The 15,758-nt window shown below is 58.8% G+C and carries 17 protein-coding genes and 1 tRNA gene; 13 read left to right on the top strand and 5 right to left on the bottom strand.

The genetic code is table 11. The features are described 5' to 3' along the window. Positions 1–231: 231 nt before the first annotated feature. The 3 genes from ACR0DX_RS06615 (at position 232) to ACR0DX_RS06625 (ending at position 3,300) form a co-directional block, all read left to right on the top strand. A complete protein-coding gene (locus ACR0DX_RS06615; RefSeq protein WP_170353322.1) occupies positions 232–1,779 on the top strand; it encodes a trimethylamine methyltransferase family protein in 1,548 nt (515 codons plus the stop codon). A gap of 64 nt (positions 1,780–1,843) precedes the next feature. Then, positions 1,844–2,575, top strand: a complete 732-nt coding sequence (locus tag ACR0DX_RS06620) for an SDR family oxidoreductase (RefSeq protein WP_170353321.1) — start codon at positions 1,844–1,846, stop codon at positions 2,573–2,575. Next, positions 2,572–3,300, top strand: coding sequence for an SDR family oxidoreductase (locus tag ACR0DX_RS06625; RefSeq protein WP_170353320.1), 729 nt, complete (start codon positions 2,572–2,574; stop codon positions 3,298–3,300). Before ACR0DX_RS06620 ends, ACR0DX_RS06625 begins: the two co-directional genes overlap by 4 nt. On the opposite strand, the gene ACR0DX_RS06630 is transcribed toward ACR0DX_RS06625, so the two are convergent. From ACR0DX_RS06630 to ACR0DX_RS06645, 4 genes are read right to left on the bottom strand one after another with little or no spacing between them, the layout of a single operon-like run. After that, positions 3,301–4,641 carry an NAD(P)/FAD-dependent oxidoreductase gene (locus ACR0DX_RS06630; RefSeq protein WP_170353319.1) on the bottom strand — a complete coding sequence of 447 codons (1,341 nt, stop codon included), beginning with the start codon at positions 4,639–4,641 and terminating at the stop codon, positions 3,301–3,303. It abuts the gene before it with no gap. Then, positions 4,638–6,134 (bottom strand): aldehyde dehydrogenase, encoded by a 1,497-nt coding sequence (locus ACR0DX_RS06635; protein WP_170353318.1) that lies wholly within the window; start codon positions 6,132–6,134, stop codon positions 4,638–4,640. The genes ACR0DX_RS06630 and ACR0DX_RS06635 overlap by 4 nt, the downstream gene beginning before the upstream one ends. Before the next feature lie 3 nt (positions 6,135–6,137). Continuing rightward, positions 6,138–7,055 carry a dihydrodipicolinate synthase family protein gene (locus tag ACR0DX_RS06640; RefSeq protein ID WP_170353317.1) on the bottom strand — a complete coding sequence of 306 codons (918 nt, stop codon included), beginning with the start codon at positions 7,053–7,055 and terminating at the stop codon, positions 6,138–6,140. A 7-nt stretch (positions 7,056–7,062) separates the two neighbouring features. Next, positions 7,063–7,770, bottom strand: coding sequence for a GntR family transcriptional regulator (locus tag ACR0DX_RS06645; protein WP_170353316.1), 708 nt, complete (start codon positions 7,768–7,770; stop codon positions 7,063–7,065). 121 nt (positions 7,771–7,891) lie between these two features. Between ACR0DX_RS06645 and ACR0DX_RS06650 the strand changes: the two genes are divergently transcribed. Next, positions 7,892–8,842 (top strand): GlxA family transcriptional regulator, encoded by a 951-nt coding sequence (locus ACR0DX_RS06650; RefSeq protein WP_480845554.1) that lies wholly within the window; start codon positions 7,892–7,894, stop codon positions 8,840–8,842. Between the two features lie 411 nt (positions 8,843–9,253). After that, positions 9,254–9,760, top strand: coding sequence for a hypothetical protein (locus ACR0DX_RS06655; protein WP_170353314.1), 507 nt, complete (start codon positions 9,254–9,256; stop codon positions 9,758–9,760). Between the two features lie 118 nt (positions 9,761–9,878). Here ACR0DX_RS06655 and ACR0DX_RS06660 read toward each other — a convergent pair. Continuing rightward, a tRNA-Thr gene (locus ACR0DX_RS06660) sits at positions 9,879–9,953 on the bottom strand. A gap of 83 nt (positions 9,954–10,036) precedes the next feature. Here ACR0DX_RS06660 and ACR0DX_RS06665 point away from each other — a divergent pair. The 8 genes from ACR0DX_RS06665 (at position 10,037) to ACR0DX_RS06700 (ending at position 15,758) form a co-directional block, all read left to right on the top strand. Next, a complete protein-coding gene (locus ACR0DX_RS06665; RefSeq protein WP_170353278.1) occupies positions 10,037–10,192 on the top strand; it encodes a hypothetical protein in 156 nt (51 codons plus the stop codon). Positions 10,193–10,198: 6 nt separating this feature from the next. After that, entirely contained in the window at positions 10,199–11,467 is a 1,269-nt protein-coding gene (murA, locus tag ACR0DX_RS06670; RefSeq protein ID WP_170353277.1) for a UDP-N-acetylglucosamine 1-carboxyvinyltransferase, read from the top strand. Then, the gene (locus tag ACR0DX_RS06675; RefSeq protein ID WP_170353276.1) at positions 11,467–11,943 is read left to right on the top strand and encodes a DUF2948 family protein; all 477 of its coding nucleotides are present in this window, start codon (positions 11,467–11,469) and stop codon (positions 11,941–11,943) included. The genes murA and ACR0DX_RS06675 overlap by 1 nt, the downstream gene beginning before the upstream one ends. Before the next feature lie 46 nt (positions 11,944–11,989). After that, on the top strand, positions 11,990–12,493 hold the full coding sequence (locus ACR0DX_RS06680) for a GNAT family N-acetyltransferase (RefSeq protein WP_480845557.1): 504 nt from the start codon (positions 11,990–11,992) through the stop codon (positions 12,491–12,493). A 23-nt stretch (positions 12,494–12,516) separates the two neighbouring features. Continuing rightward, a complete protein-coding gene (gene hisD / locus ACR0DX_RS06685) occupies positions 12,517–13,818 on the top strand; it encodes a histidinol dehydrogenase (protein WP_170353275.1) in 1,302 nt (433 codons plus the stop codon). 96 nt (positions 13,819–13,914) lie between these two features. Beyond that, positions 13,915–14,736 (top strand): hypothetical protein, encoded by an 822-nt coding sequence (locus tag ACR0DX_RS06690; RefSeq protein ID WP_170353274.1) that lies wholly within the window; start codon positions 13,915–13,917, stop codon positions 14,734–14,736. An 86-nt stretch (positions 14,737–14,822) separates the two neighbouring features. After that, positions 14,823–15,302, top strand: coding sequence for a UPF0262 family protein (locus ACR0DX_RS06695; protein WP_170353926.1), 480 nt, complete (start codon positions 14,823–14,825; stop codon positions 15,300–15,302). Positions 15,303–15,305: 3 nt separating this feature from the next. Beyond that, positions 15,306–15,758 carry an arsenate-mycothiol transferase ArsC gene (locus ACR0DX_RS06700; RefSeq protein WP_170353273.1) on the top strand — a complete coding sequence of 151 codons (453 nt, stop codon included), beginning with the start codon at positions 15,306–15,308 and terminating at the stop codon, positions 15,756–15,758.

The raw sequence follows: 15,758 nt of genomic DNA on the forward strand, positions 1-15,758 counted from the left end.
AGTTTGGTTCATGTCAGTATCAGGACATCCGTGCAAGAAAACCAGTGTTCTCAGGTTTTTTGAAAGCGATTGGACAAACCGATCAACCGGCTTGCGGCCCCGCACGGACGCCCGGGGTGACGGTATTCAAAGCAGGCATCTGTGTCGTTTCCTGCAAACAGGTTTCGCAATCAGTGACGTAGGACGCCTCCGAATCCCTCAATCTGGACCACAAGATCGGAGGACCGCCCAATGAACATTCGCACCGCAACCCGCGCCGGAGGCCGTCAGGCCCGTCGCGCCCTGCGCACCGCGCCGAACTTTGACATGCTGCCTGGCCTGACCCGAGGCATTCCCTTGTGCGAAGTTATGGATGGTGCGCAAGTAGACCGTATCGATGCGGCCTCGATGGACATTCTGGAAAATGTGGGTGTTCAGTTTCGCGACCCTATCGCGTTAGAGGATTGGAAACGGGTTGGGGCCAAGGTCGAAGGAGAGCTGGTCTATCTGGACCGCGGGTTGGTGCGTCAGCTGATTTCCTCGATCCCAAGCGATTTCACCTATCACGCGCGCGATCCGCAAAAGAATGTGCGCTTGGGCGGACCGCATTCGATCTTTGTGCCAATGACCGGGGCGCCGTTTTTGCGCGATCTCAATGATGTGCGCCGCAATCCGACGCTGGACGATTTGGCGATGTTTCACAAATTGTCGCATATGTTGCCTGCGTTGCATTCCAGCGCGCACCACATCGTCGAACCCTATGACCACCCGATCAGCCAGCGCCATCTGCGGATCACCTATTCGTCGATGAAACATTCCGACAAGACTTTCATGGGCATGACCACCAGCCCCAAAAACGCCGAGGACGTGATGGAGATGTGCGCCATTCTGTTCGGCGAAGACTATCTTGAGGATCACCCCGTCACGACCGGCAATTGCAACGGCAACTCGCCACTGGTCTGGGATGAGACGATGTTAGGCGCGATGCGGGCATTCTGCCGTCGCAATCAGCCGGTTCTGTGTTCGCCCTTCGTCTTGGGCGGCGCAAACACGCCTGCCAGCGTTCCCGCCACCGTGGCGCAGTTGAACGCCGAGGCGTTAAGCGCGCTGGCTTATACGCAAGTCATTCGTAAGGGCGCGCCCGCAATCTACGGGCATTACCTGTCAACCGTTTCGATGAAATCCGGCGCGCCGATGGCGGGCACACCCGAGATCAGCCTGATGAATTTCATGATCGGCCAGATGGCGCGGCATTACGGGGTGCCGTGGCGGACCTCGAACACACTGGGCGGGGCCAAGACCTTTGACGCGCAGGCCGGATACGAATCCGCTACTACTTTGCAAGCGGTGATCCATGCGGGGGCCAACTATATCTGGCATTCGGCGGGCTGGAATGAGGCCGGGATGCACTGTTCCGTGGCCAAGTTCATCGTCGATGCCGAACAATGCGCCATGGCCTATCGTATGGCCGAGGGGCCGAAGTGGGGTGATTTCGATCAGGCTTTGGCGGCTGTGCCGGATGTTGGCCCCGGCGGGCATTACCTCGGCCACCCGCACACGCAGGACAATTTTCAAAGCGCCTTTTTCATGCCCGAACTGTTCGACAACAACTCGATCGAGCAGTGGCAGGCCGAAGGCAGCATCGAGGTTACGGAACGCGCCCTGAATCGCGCCAAAACTCTGCTGGACGAATATCAGGAACCGAAACTGGACGAGGCGAAGGATGAAGCCCTGTTGGACTATATCGCCCGGCGCGAACGCGAAATCCCGGCCGCTGACGAGTTGAATCAAAGCTACTGAAATCATCTCCCCCGAAACTCGCCCGCCCGTCCCCTCGGGTGGGCTTTTTCAAACCAGAGGTACTATGGACCTGACAGGAAAAACCGCCCTTGTGACCGGGGCCGCCGGCGGGATCGGAGCCGCCATCGTGCAACGCTTGCGCGCCGCCGGGGCACAGGTTGCCGTGGCTGACCGCGACGTGGCCGGGATCGCTGCCGACGCCCACTTGCCCGGAGACCTGCTTGACGCATCTTATGCCGACACGCTGCCGCACGCCGCCTCGGATGCGCTGGGCGGGTTGGACATCGTGATCAATAACGCAGGTGTCATCACGCGCGGGGCCGTGACCGAGACGACGGACCCGGATTGGGTGCTGTCGCTGGGCGTGAATGTCGAGGCCCCGTTCCGCATCTGCCGTGCTGCCATTCCGATCATGGCTGCAGCGGGGGGCGGGGCCATCGTGAACACTGCGTCTTGCTGGGGTTTGCGCCCCGGCCCGAACCACGCTGTCTATTGTATGACCAAGGCCGCCATTGCCTCGCTGACGCAATGTATGGGGATGGATCATGCTCATCAGGGTATCCGCATCAACGCGGTTTGTCCGAATGAGGTGAACACGCCGATGTTGCGCTCGGGCTTTGAAAAACGCGGTTTCGATCCCGACAGCGCCGTTGCCGAGTTGGGCCAGACCGTCCCGCTGGGCCGCATCGCCGAGCCCGAGGACATTGCGGATGTGGTGATGTTTCTGGTCTCGGATGCGGCGCGATATATCTGCGGGGCCTTATTGGAAGTGAACGGAGGCAAACCCGTCGCATGACCCGTTTTGAAGGAAAAACCGCCTTGGTGACAGGCGGGCGCAGCGGGATCGGGCGCGCCATTGCCCAGCGTTTGCTGGATGAGGGCGCGCAGGTGTTCACCGCGCAGCGCGGCGCGGATGCCAATGGGCTCGAGGCCGATTTCAGCGACCCGAACAGCCCGCAAGCCGTGGTCGATCAGGTCGTCGACAGGGCGGGGCGGCTGGATATCCTGATCAACAACGCAGGCATGATGCAGGAGGCCCACGTTGATGAAATGAGCCTTGAGGATTGGCAGCGCACTCTGACCGTCAATCTGACCGCGCCGTTTCTGCTGATCAAAGCCGCGCTGCCGCATTTGCGAAAGGAAGGGGGCAGCATCGTCAATATCGGCTCGATCGAGGGTTTGGGTAGCAATCCTGGCCACGCCGCCTATTGCGCCTCAAAGGCCGGGCTGCATGGTTTGACCCGCGCCGTTGCCGTGGATCACGGGGCCGAGGGCATTCGCTGCAATGCCGTTGCACCCGGTTGGATCGACACGGAACTGAACGTGGATTTCATCGCCTCGATGCCTGACCCCGAGGGGTTTTCCGAGGATATCAAACGCATCCATCCCGTCGCACGCACTGGCCAACCCGCCGAGGTTGCGGCGTTGGTCGCGTTTCTGGCGTCGGACGAGGCCAGCTTCATCACCGGCCAGATCTATACGGTTGACGGTGGGCGTATGGCGAAGCTGAGCTTGCCGTAATCACTCTTTCCGTGCCTTCCATTCTTTCCACCGCAACACCGCATTCGCGCCCAGTTCTCGGAAGGGTTGAGGCGGCAGGCGTTTCGGGGGCTGTTCCGCCTCAAAATGACGGGTGATGTCCGAGCTGTGTCCGCAGGCCCGTTCGGCTGCCGCAATCCCGGTAAGCGTCCCGCGCGCGGTGCCTAGCCCATTCTGGACGCAGCCGGAATAGACACCGGGTTCAATCTCGCGCGCGACGGATACACCGTTGAGGCTCAGGCACAGATGACCAGCCCATTGGTATTGCATTTGCAGACCCGCCAACTGCGGAAACCGCTGATCGAACTTGCCTTGCATGACGCGGGCGGCCCGGTTTAGATCGCGCGCTTTCGCCGCCATACCGGGGCGCAGCGCGGCGCAGGTGCGGGTAACGATCCGGTTGCCGCCCTGACCGCTATCAATCCTACGCATCGTGGTTCCCATCGGGTCGGACGGGGTCACACCCCAGCGTGACTGCCCGCCGATATGGGCCATCTGCTCGGCGTCCAACTCGGGCGTCATGGCGGCAAAGAGGAACAGTTGCATCAGCCGGTCGGTCTCGATCCCGAAACCTTCAAGATGACCGTTCACCGTCAGGATCACCGTGCCCGTGCTGACCGACCCGCGGGCCGTTTGCACCTGCCACGCGCTGCCCTGCTTCGCGAACCCGGTGACGGCTGAGTTTTCAAACACCGCGACCCCATCTCCGACCAGCCCCGCCGCCAAGCCGCGCACATAGCCCGCCGGTTGCAGCATCGCCGTCCCCGGCGTGTACAGCCCCGAGCGATAGTGGCGAGACCCGGTCAACTCATGCATCTGCTGTGGGTCCAGCATTTCACTGGTCTCGCCTAGTGAGGCCAGATGCTGCGCGTAGCTTTCATTGTGTGCGTGACCAGCTGCGCTGACCGCGCCGTTTACCTTGCCCGCCGGGTCGAAATAGTTCGGGTCGATTTGGTATTGCGCGACGGCCTCACGCGCAAAACCGATGGCCTGCCGGTTCAGCGCGATCATCGTCCGGTCATCGCCCGCGCCCGCATAATCATCCGAGGCCAGATCATGCGGCAGGTCGATCATAAAGCCCGAGTTCCGCCCCGCAGCCCCCTCGGCGACACGCCCGGCTTCCAGCACCACGATCTTGGCGTCGGGCTGCAATTGGGTCAGCCGCCGCGCCGCTGACAACCCGGCAAACCCGGCGCCGATGATGGTGAAATCGGCGGTAATTTGGGTGTCCAGTTCCCGCGCGGGCGGGGGATCGCCAAGAAGGACGCTCCACGCCGCAGGCCCACGGTGCCGGGGCAGGGTGCGGGCGGTGTAGCTGCTCAATCCACCGCCTCATCCGCGTCATCGGCCAGATCAATCCAGATGGTTTTGAGCTGGGTGTATTGATCATGCGCGTGAACGGAATTATCGCGCCCGCCAAAGCCTGATTGCTTGTAGCCGCCGAAGGGCGTGGTTATGTCACCCTCGCCAAAGCTGTTCACCGTGACCGTGCCCGCCCGGATCGCCCGCGCGCCGCGAATGGCGCGTTTGACATTGGCCGTGAAGATCGAGGCGCACAGGCCGTACTCGGTGTCATTGGCGATCTTGATGGCCTCATCGAAACCGGACACCTCGATCACCGACAGCACCGGGCCAAAGATCTCTTCGCGCGCCAGCATCGCGTCGTTGCCGGGCACCTCGACCACCGTGGCCTCGACAAACCCGTCCTTGGCGGTGCCGCCGATCACCACGTTTTCAGCCTGTTCCAGATAGCCGCAGACCTTGGAGTAGTGCCCCTCGCTGACCAGTGCGCCCATGCGGGTTTCCGGGTTCAGAGGGTTGCCGATATTCCACTGTTTCGCGTGATGGGCGATGCGGTCCAGCAGTTCGGCCTTCACGTCCTTATGCACGATCAGGCGGGACGAGGCCGAGCAGTTCTCGCCCATATTCCAGAACGCGCCATTGACGATATGAGCGGCCACACGGTCCAGATTTTCGGCATCATCCATCACGATGGCGGGGTTCTTGCCGCCCATCTCAAGCACGACCTCTTTGGCGTTGCTTTCCGCCGAATAGGTCAGGAACCGCTTGCCGGTGACGGTCGAGCCGGTGAAAGACACCATGTCGATATCCATATGCCGTCCGATGGGCTCTCCCACTTCCGCGCCGCCACCCGGAACGATATTCAGCACACCGCGCGGCACCCCGGCTTCCATCGCCAGTTCGGCCAGTCGCAGGGCGGTCAGCGTCGTTTCAGCCGCCGGTTTCACCACCACCGAACAGCCCGCCGCCAAGGCAGGCCCGATCTTCCACGCCAGCATCAGCAAGGGAAAGTTCCAGGGCAGCACCAGACCCACGACGCCAATCGGCTCACGCACCACCATGGCGATGTGATCGTCGCTGGCGGGTGAGACCTGATCATAGATCTTGTCGATCGCCTCGGCATGCCATTTCAGGCAGTGGATCGTCTCGGGCACGTCCACGGTTTCGCAGTCATAGATGGTCTTACCGCTGTCGATGCTCTCCATCACCGCCAGTTCACGGGCGTTGCGCGTCATCAGTTTGCACAGACGGATCAGCACGTCCTTGCGCTCGGACGGGTGAAGCTTCGACCACCGCCCATCGTCAAACGCCTCGCGCGCTTTTTCGACGGCAAAATCTACATCCGCTGCGTCGCAAGAGGCGATATCTGTCAGTTTCGCGCCGGTTGCGGGGTTCGCGGTCTCAAATGTCTGGCCCGAGATCGCGGGTCGATAGCCACCGTCGATGAAGGCCCCAGTGGGCAGGTCCAGCCCTGCGGCGATGGATGTGTATTCGTCCTGTGTCAGCAGTTCCATGCTTTATCCCTCCGCCACGATATCAGCGATTGTCTTTTTCAGCACCCGCGTCACCTGTTCCAGCGCGCGCTTGTCGTCTTTGTTCAAGCCCTTCAGCGGAGGCCGCATCCCCCCCGCGTCAATCCCGTTCATTGTGACGCCGTGCTTGATCGTCTGAATGAACTTGCCGCCCTGTTCCAACACCCGCATCAGGGGCATCATCGCCGACATAATCCGGCGACCCTTGGCGAAATCGCCTTCGACCACGCAGGCCTGATACAGAGCCACATGCTCGGCAGGCAGAAAATTCGATCCGCCGCAAACCCAGAAGGGCGCGCCCCAAGCGAAGAACTCCAGCGCCTGATCGTCCATTCCACAGCCCAGCTGGATATGCGGATAGTCTCGCGCCAGCAGATGCACCCGGTTGATATCGCCCGAGCTTTCCTTGATGCCGCAGAAATTGCGGCTGCGGCCCACGCGGTCGAGGAACTCTTCTCCCATCATCGTGCCGGTGCGGTGCGGGTAGTTGTACAGCATCACCGGCAGGTTGGCGGCCTTGTCGATGGCCAGCGCGTTCAGCGCGTTTTCCCGATCAGTGGGCACCGCATAGGGCGGGCTGGCCAGCAGGATCGCATCCGCGCCAATCTCGCGCGCACCCGAGGCCAGAGCGATCGAATCCGCCGTCAGCATTGCGCCTGTGCCGACCACCAAGGGCAGACGGCCTTGCAACTGCTGATGCGTAAAGCGCGCCAGTTCCAACCGTTCTTCGACCGTTTGGGCATAGTTCTCACCCGTCGACCCGCCCGAGATCAGCCCATGCACGCCACGGTCGATCAGAAACTCGATCACCTGCGCCAAGGCGTCCCAATTCACGGACCCACCGGCGTGGTGGGGCGTGACTACGGGGGTATAGATCCCCTCAAATTTGAAAATCGGGTTCATTGCGTCCTCATGCAGGTTTCGACAGGGGCGCGCCCATGGGCACGTCCAGCGCGTCAGGCATCACGAACAGCTCGATCTGATCGCGTGACAGGTTCCAGTGGTCCTCGGCCAGCTGCGCAGCAGCCGCCTCATCGCCCGCCTCGATGGCGGCGATGATGGCGTCGTGCTGGGTGCTGGCTTGGGACAGGTTTTCGGTCATTTTGGCTGTTTGAGGCCGGTAAAACGTCATCCCGATACGGGCGTGATCAATCAAAAGCCGATTGAACGATGGCAACAAGTAGACATTGCCCGACATCTCGCCGGTCACGTCATGGAACCGATTGTTGGCCAGCGCGCGATCTTCGGCGGACCCAGCACGCAAAGCCGCCTTGAACGCCTGCTGCGCATCCTTCAGGGCGTCGATCTGCGTTCCTGTGGCGTTCTGCGCAGCCAGCCGCAGGATGGCGCCGTAAACCATCGGTGCGGCCAGAAAGAAATCGCGTAGGGTGGTATATGACATCTCGGACACGCGCGCGGATCGGTTGGTGCGCAGGTCCAGATAACCCTCACCGGCCAGTTGCCGGAACACCTCGCGCAGTGGCGTGCGGGACAGGCCGAACGCATCAGACAGATGTGCCTCATCCAGATCGGTTCCAGGCTGCAGGCGCAGGGTCAAAATACCAACCTTCAGATGTTCGGTCAGGTCCGCTTTGCGGGATTTGCTGTCGTCTTTCACCTGGTCCGCCCCATTCTTGATCGATTCGTGTCTGGTCTTTCATTCTGTATTCTATAAAAATACAAGTTGTATACAGAAAAGAATCGTGCAGCATAGCGCCCCATAGAAACCGGATCTGTTCATGCGCAAAACGCGGCACATCACCTTCATCTTGATCGAGGAATTCTCGCACCTCGCATTCTCCTGCGCGGTCGAACCCTTGCGGATCGCCAACCTGGTAAGTGAGCAGACGCTTTATGATTGGACGTTAATTTCAGAAGACGGAGAGAGGGCTGTTTGCTCGAACGAACTTGTGACGCTGGTGCATGGTGGTTTGGGCGATCTGCCAAAGACGGATCAGTTGTTCGTTTTGTCCGGCATTCACATGCGCAACCACGTCACCCGTTCGCTTTTGTCTACTCTTCGCCGGGAACGGGCGCGGGGAACCGCCATTGGCGCCTTGTGTTCCGGCGCGTGGCTGCTGGCCGAGGCGGGGTTTCTAGACGGAATGCAGGCCGCGATCCATTGGGAGTACCATGACGCCTTTATGGAAGCATTCCCCGAGGTGAATCTTGTTCGAAGTGTCTTTGTGGCGGATGAAAAGCACATAACCGCATCCGGAGGCACAGCGACTGCGGACCTGATGCTGCACCTGATTGAGCGGGATCACGGCGAAGAGCTGGCTGTCGCTGTGGCCGACCAGATGGTTTACAACGCCGTGCGAAATGCGACCGCTAAACAACGCGTATCGCTGCAATCGCGCAACGGGATGCGCAATGCCCATCTGGCCAAGGCGATCCACATAATGCGCGATTGTATCGAGTCTCCGATTTCTCCATCGCAGATCGCCGATGGGCTTGGCATTTCAACCCGACAGTTGGAGCGTTTGTTCGGCAAATACCTAAACACCTCACCTAAGAAGTATTTCATGGAACTGCGGCTGGAAAAGGCGCAAAGGCTATTGCTGCAGACCGAAGCCTCGGTCACAGAAGTTGCCATGGCATGTGGTTTCGAAAGCCCCGGTCATTTTTCGCGGGTGTATCGCTCAAGTTTCGGGGTCACGCCTCATGCGCAGAAAAGCAAGATCGATTGATCTGTGGTGACGGGGGGAGCCGCTCTGTCAATTGGCGAGGTGGGCTGGACATGCGCTCACCCCCGTGTTCCCGCTTGTACCCCCTCGTTAAAATCCAACTGGTCAACAATTCCGCGAGATTGACTGTGTTTAAACCGTAATATGGGCGTAACTATTGCCAGAACATGTCATCTCCGCGCTGTTTTTTGGCGCGGAAGCGATCATCCTGCCTCATTTCAAATGCCTCTTCTGGGCCACAGTTTGGCCCTTAAAGATAAGTTAATCTTAGGCATGTTTGCCTTAAGCGCGAGTTTGTGGCACTTTTGTAAAGTCAGAAATCAGGCTGACATGTTAATTTATGGCAGAAAATCACATTCGAATGGCCTTGAAGTTTCCCATGTCCTTCTCAGGAGTTAAAGCTGGAGGACCGAAATGAATTTAGAAACTCAAGAAACTGCAATTTTCTCGGGTTTGCACGGCTTGCCTGTCGAACAGCGCGAGGCGCAGATTTGTGAAGCGGCACAGTTAGCCCAAACAGCATTCGAACAGATTTCCCAAAGCGCATCCTGCAACATGGAAGCGAGTGGTGATTTCCAGAAGCGGGTTTTCAAAATCTTTCGGTGGTATTTCTTGTCTGCCTTCTGCACCCGGTTGTTGTCCGAATCCGTCCATCGGCTTGAGCATCAGACCCTGCAGGTATCTATGGATATATGCAGCGCGGTCAAAATGATCCTGTCCGAAAGCGATGTGGAAGAGTCGATGGCGCTGGTTCGGGTTGAAAAGACTTCTCCGATGGTGGTCAGGGCCAACGACATCGGTGCGCGCGGACATACTGTGGGATGGGTCGCCGCTGGGCTGCACGAAAAAGGCCGGAGCTTTCCGGGCGAGATTGAAAATGCTCTGGCAGGAGCGTTGGCTGCGTCCCGCCGTCTGAACTAATTTATAGCTCTGAAGTGTTCAATTGCGCGGCAAATGGCGGTGATGCTGCGCAATAACGCTTTGTCGGCGCAGGGACATTAGACTTAATATCCGCACATCTACATATTGTATTGTAAGGTGGTGCTGCTGGAGAGAATTGAACTCTCGACCTCTCCCTTACCAAGGGAGTGCTCTACCTCTGAGCTACAGCAGCGCTGTGGGCGGGTGATTAGACTCAAACGAAACGCGGCGCAAGGGTGTCTGGACGGTTTTTTTCGCCTCCTGTAGAGAAAGATCATGGCAGACAAAGATACACCAAAAAAACACGGCAAATCCGGCGATCCGCGCGAGGAGCGACTGAAGGCTGCGCTTAAAGCGAATATGGCGCGACGTAAGGCGCAAGCCAAGGCGCGGGCGGTATCCGGAGAGAAGACCGATAAGGACGAGGGATAAGAGCACATGGATTCGATTCTGGTTACGGGCAATGGTCCGTTGAACGGTCAGATACCGATTGCGGGGGCCAAGAACGCATGTCTGACGCTTATGCCAGCGACGCTGCTAAGCGAAGAGCCGCTTACGCTGACAAACGCACCCCGGCTGAGCGACATCAAGACGATGACTGCCTTGCTGCAATCGCTGGGGGCCGAAGTGTCGGCGCTGCAGGACGGACAAGTGCTGGCCATGTCCAGCCACAACCTGACCAGCCATACCGCTGATTACGAGATAGTGCGCAAGATGCGCGCCTCGAATCTGGTGCTTGGTCCGCTGCTGGCGCGGTTTGGTGAGGCCGTGGTCTCGTTGCCCGGTGGCTGCGCGATTGGTGCGCGCCCTATGGATCTGCATGTCGAGGGACTTGAGGCGCTGGGCGCTGAGATCGAGTTGAAGGACGGGTATCTGCACGCCAAAACGTCGGGCGGGTTGAAAGGGGCCGTGCATGAGATGCGGTTTGCCTCTGTCGGCGCGACCGAGAACATCGTCATGGCCGCCACGCTGGCCAAAGGCACCACCGTGCTGAAAAACGCCGCGCGTGAGCCCGAGATCGTCGATCTGGTAGAGTGTCTGCGGAAGATGGGTGCGCAGATCTCGGGCGAAGGGACTTCGACAATCGAGATTCAAGGCGTCGACCGGTTGCACGGTGCGACCCATCAGGTTGTAACGGATCGGATCGAACTGGGCACTTATATGTTGGCACCGGCGATCTGTGGCGGCGAGGTTGAGCTACTGGGCGGACGGATGTCTCTTGTCGACTCTTTCGCCGCCAAGCTGGATGCTGCAGGCATTGATGTCACGGAAACCGCAAACGGGTTGAAAGTTGCGCGCAAGAACGGACGCGTACGGTCTGTCGATGTTGTCACCGAACCCTTCCCCGGATTTCCGACCGATTTGCAGGCGCAGATGATGGCGCTGATGTGCACTGCCGAAGGCGTGTCCGTTCTTGAAGAGCGGATTTTCGAAAATCGGTTTATGCACGCTCCTGAACTGGTACGTATGGGGGCCAATATCGAGGTCCATGGCGGTACCGCTACGGTTACGGGCGTCGAGCGTCTGAAAGGTGCACCGGTGATGGCGACGGATCTTCGCGCCTCGGTCTCGTTGATTCTGGCCGGTTTGGCGGCCGAAGGTGAGACGACTGTAAGCAGGGTCTATCATTTGGACCGGGGATATGAACATGTGGTGCGCAAGCTGGAAGGCGTGGGTGCAAAGATTGAACGGATCAAGGGCCAGTAATGACAGACGCAAGTTTCCACGACGGTCGTGAGGCCCCGCTGAACCTGGGGGCAGAGGATGCGGATGACCTTCAGGTGATTTCGACCCTGACGCAGGACGCGGTGTTCCCCATCACCGAGATGACATGGCGTCCGTCGGAGCGTCGCTTTGGTCTTTTGCTGAACCGGTTCCGCTGGGAAGACAAAGATGCTGCGAGCCAACGTGACCGTCCGTTTGAACGGGTCCAAGCGCTGCTTGTTTTCGATTCCGTCCTGTCGGTTGCCAGCCAGGGGGTGGACCGCAGCGACAAGGACATGGTTATGTCCCTGCTGTCAGTTGATTTCGAGCCCGGCGAAGATGGCGCCGGTCATATTGTTTTGACGCTGGCCGGGGACGGAGCGATCCGTTTGACGGTCGAGGCTCTGGGCGTCACCCTCAAGGATGTGACCCGGCCCTATCAGGCGCCTTCTGGTCAGGCTCCGCATCATCCGGAATAAACGGGGCATAGCACAAGCCTTTGCCGGACCCTCAACGGGTCTGGTTTTGCGTTCGGCGACCGTGTTCGACGTGTTTCAGGTCAGTCAGGTGTTGATCCGGTCGATTACCTACCTTGGTGCAGCAGATCATCGGAAAGATCCCGATCTGCTGGCGGCATGGAGTGCGAACAAAGACCCCCAGACGATCCGACGCTGGTTGCAATCGGGAACCGAACTTTGGTTGGCCGAAATGGACGGCCAAGTCTCGGGCGTCGGGGCTCTGCGCTTCGGGTCGGAAATCGCGTCGTTGTATGTCGATCCGGCCTATGTTCGGCGCGGTGTCGGGTTGGCCCTGCTGGTTCGAATGGAGCACGAGCTTGCGCAGCAAGGCTGCACAATTGCGCATCTGAACGCCACCGCAACAGCGCGTGCATTCTATCGCCGATATGGTTGGCAGGATGCGGCTGCGCCCGAACATTGGTGCGGAATGCGACATTATCCTATGCGCAAATCGTTGCACCCACCCGACGAAGGGTTGAGACCATCTGCTGCGGGCGATATGTCCCGGTAAAATCCCGTTCGGAGTGCCTGCTCATGCCCGTTTTCCTTGATACGACCTCGCCCGAGTTCGAGCTCGCCTTTCAGGCATTGTTGTCAGCAAAACGCGAGGACAGCCCGGATGTAGACGCGATTGTGGCTGAGATCATCGAAGATGTTCGCAATCGGGGCGATGCCGCGGTGATCGAGCTGACCACGAAATTCGACCGGCTTGAGTTGACGCCTGACACTCTGGCCTTTTCTGCCGAAGAAGTCGCGGCTGCGGTGGCGCAGGTCTCGGATGAGGATCGCGCCGCGCTGGAGCTGGCCGCCGCGCGCATCCGCGCCTATCACGAAAAGCAGTTGCCCGAGGATCACGAATGGACGGATGAAGCAGGGGCGACTTTGGGCTGGCGCTGGTCGGCGGTGTCTGCTGCGGGGCTTTATGTGCCCGGCGGGCTGGCGTCTTACCCGTCCTCGGTTTTGATGAATGCGATTCCGGCCAAGGTGGCGGGGGTTGAAAGGCTGGCCATTGCGGTGCCGACGCCGGATGGGGTGGTGAACCCGCTTGTCCTGCTGGCGGCGCAGCTTTCAGGTGTGGATACGATCTATCGCATCGGTGGTGCTCAGGCGATTGCAGCGCTGGCTTACGGCACTGACTCGGTCGCGCCGGTGGACAAGATTACCGGCCCCGGCAACGCTTTTGTCGCTGCTGCAAAACGTCGTGTGTTCGGCAAGGTGGGCATCGACATGATTGCGGGCCCGTCCGAGATTCTGGTCATCGCCGACAAGGACAACGACCCAGACTGGATCGCGCTGGATTTGCTAAGCCAAGCCGAACATGACGAAAGTGCACAGTCGATCCTGATCACCGATAATGCGGCGTTCGGGCAGGCGGTGGCCGAGGCCGTGGACAAGCGGCTTGAGACAATACAACGCCGCGCAATAGCCGGCCCCAGCTGGCGTGATTTTGGTGCGGTGATCACTGTGCGTGATCTGGACGAGGCAGCAGCCCTGTCCAACCGGATCGCTCCGGAACATCTTGAGCTTTGCGTGGGCGACCCTGTGGCGCTCAGCAAGAAAACCGTTCACGCGGGCGCAATTTTTCTGGGTCAATACACTCCTGAGGCCATCGGCGATTATGTGGGTGGTCCTAACCATGTTCTGCCCACGGCGCGCTCGGCGCGGTTTTCCTCGGGGCTGAGCGTGATGGACTTTCTCAAACGCACGACACTCAGCCAGATGACACCTGCTGCGCTGCGGGCCATCGGCCCTGCGGCCGAACAACTTGCGAAATCGGAAAGCCTTGAGGCACATGGCTTGTCGGTCACTGCAAGATTGAAACGCTTGAACGACTAATTGGCTATGGTTTGAGGGTCACAACGCCCTGCGCCATTCTCATTCATTAAACAATATGTCTTGATCTTACTCACGGAACGGAGGCGTCTTGCTGACGTGACAACGTCGGAAGAAGTAAGTTTGGAACGTGTAGCAACACTGTGGATCGGCAAGCGGTTCAGCTATCTGGAGCACCTTTGCCTGAAGTCCTTTGCGGATGTCGACCAGACGCCCATTGTTTACCACTATGGCGAGCTTGAAGACATTCCGGACTACGTCGAAGCGCGCGATGCGCGGGAAATCTTTGATGTTTCTGAAATCTACCGTGACCCGATCACGCGATCAGTTGCCGTTCACGCCGATCTTTTTCGTCTAAAGCTCATGCAACAGACCGACTATATCTGGGTCGATGCGGATGCCTATGCCCTTCGGCCATTCGAAACCAACGCAGGATATCTTTTTCCAAAAGCGAATTTGGCGCGGCAGCGCATGATGAACGGCGTTGTCGCCTTGCCGTGCGACAGTTCCGCGCTGCAAAAGATGTGTCGCTTTGCCTTTGATAGCGATCTTGTTCCATTCTGGTGGTCGGAGGATCATCAGAAGGTGTATCGCGAACTCTACGGCCGTTCCTCATATTGGAGCCTCCCATTGTCAACTCTGGGACCACCACTTTTTTTCCATTGCATTTATGGCTCGCCAGAACACGACATGAATTCTGCCCGAACCGAGCTGTATGCCGTACCTTTAAGGCATCGCAGGTTGTGGAATGACCCGGATATGTCAAAGCTCGATTTTTTGGAGTGGCAAAACAAAATGTCGATCCATTTCTTTGGTTCGTGGTTCCGAAAGATGTTTCGTGAAATGGAGATCAACCGGGGGTCTTTGGTCGATACACTCCTGTCAAAGCACGGGATTGACCCCGCCAAACATCCTTTGTGACGAATTGGCCTAGACCGATTTTCTGCGCGTTGCCCATTCACTTTTCTTACGATATGGCTGTCTCAACCCTTATGGACCAGACACCCATGACCCGTATTTCGCATATCGAACTGGACGACCGAAACCTGCCTCCGCCGACGCCTGAGATCGAACAGGAGCGCAAGGTCGCGATCTATGATCTGCTTGAGGATAACAGCTTCGCGCTGCCCAAACGCGATGACCGTGTCGTGCCTGATGGCCCCTACCACCTGCAGTTGTCGATCCGCGACAAACGGTTGGTTTTTGACGTTGCCACTGAGGCTGAAGAGAAGGCGGCCGAGTTTCACCTTTCGCTGGGGCCCTTCAAGCAAGTGGTCAAAGACTATTTCCAGATTTGCGAAAGCTACTTTGATGCGGTGAAGTCGCTGCCACCCAGTCAGATCGAAACCATCGACATGGCGCGGCGCGGCATACACAACGAAGGCAGCCGAGTCCTGCAGGAAAGGCTTGATGGCAAGGCCGAAGTGGACACCGATACCGCCCGCCGCCTGTTCACGCTGATTTGCGTATTGCACTTTGGGGGCTGACGGGTGACGTCTCTGCCGCAGTCCATTCTGTTCTGTTGCGACCACAACTCGGTTCGGTCCCCGATGGCCGAAGGCATCATGAAAAAGTTCTACGGCACCGGTACCTATGTGCAATCTGCCGGTGTCCATAACGATCTGGAGATCGACGGTTTCTGCGTCGCGGTCTGCCAGGAAATCGGCGTTGAGCTTTCGCGACACAGGTCGCGTTCCTTCGACGAGATGCAGGAATGGGGCGATGACCTCAGCTCGTTCGACCTGATCGTCGCATTGTCACCCGCCAGCCAAAGGCGAGCGTTGGATTTGACCCGTATTTTTCATCTGGATGTCGATTATTGGCCAATAATGGACCCTACCGGACTGGGCGAAAGTCGTGAAGACAAGCTAACTCACTACCGACAGACCCGCGATCAGATCATCAAACATCTGAAGGACCGCTGGGGCGAACCGACGGAGTGA

The organism is Ruegeria sp. D3 (assembly GCF_056534465.1).

Excerpts from the sequence above, each read along its gene's own strand:
- ACR0DX_RS06695 (WP_170353926.1), top strand. The coding sequence starts at position 14,823 with ATGACCCGTATTTCGCATATCGAACTGGACGACCGAAACCTGCCTCCG.
- ACR0DX_RS06620 (WP_170353321.1), top strand. The coding sequence starts at position 1,844 with ATGGACCTGACAGGAAAAACCGCCCTTGTGACCGGGGCCGCCGGCGGG.
- ACR0DX_RS06675 (WP_170353276.1), top strand. The coding sequence starts at position 11,467 with ATGACAGACGCAAGTTTCCACGACGGTCGTGAGGCCCCGCTGAACCTG.
- ACR0DX_RS06650 (WP_480845554.1), top strand. The coding sequence starts at position 7,892 with ATGCGCAAAACGCGGCACATCACCTTCATCTTGATCGAGGAATTCTCG.
- murA (WP_170353277.1), top strand. The coding sequence starts at position 10,199 with ATGGATTCGATTCTGGTTACGGGCAATGGTCCGTTGAACGGTCAGATA.
- hisD (WP_170353275.1), top strand. The coding sequence starts at position 12,517 with ATGCCCGTTTTCCTTGATACGACCTCGCCCGAGTTCGAGCTCGCCTTT.
- ACR0DX_RS06640 (WP_170353317.1), bottom strand. The coding sequence starts at position 7,055 with ATGAACCCGATTTTCAAATTTGAGGGGATCTATACCCCCGTAGTCACG.
- ACR0DX_RS06625 (WP_170353320.1), top strand. The coding sequence starts at position 2,572 with ATGACCCGTTTTGAAGGAAAAACCGCCTTGGTGACAGGCGGGCGCAGC.
- ACR0DX_RS06615 (WP_170353322.1), top strand. The coding sequence starts at position 232 with ATGAACATTCGCACCGCAACCCGCGCCGGAGGCCGTCAGGCCCGTCGC.
- ACR0DX_RS06655 (WP_170353314.1), top strand. The coding sequence starts at position 9,254 with ATGAATTTAGAAACTCAAGAAACTGCAATTTTCTCGGGTTTGCACGGC.
- ACR0DX_RS06635 (WP_170353318.1), bottom strand. The coding sequence starts at position 6,134 with ATGGAACTGCTGACACAGGACGAATACACATCCATCGCCGCAGGGCTG.
- ACR0DX_RS06665 (WP_170353278.1), top strand. The coding sequence starts at position 10,037 with ATGGCAGACAAAGATACACCAAAAAAACACGGCAAATCCGGCGATCCG.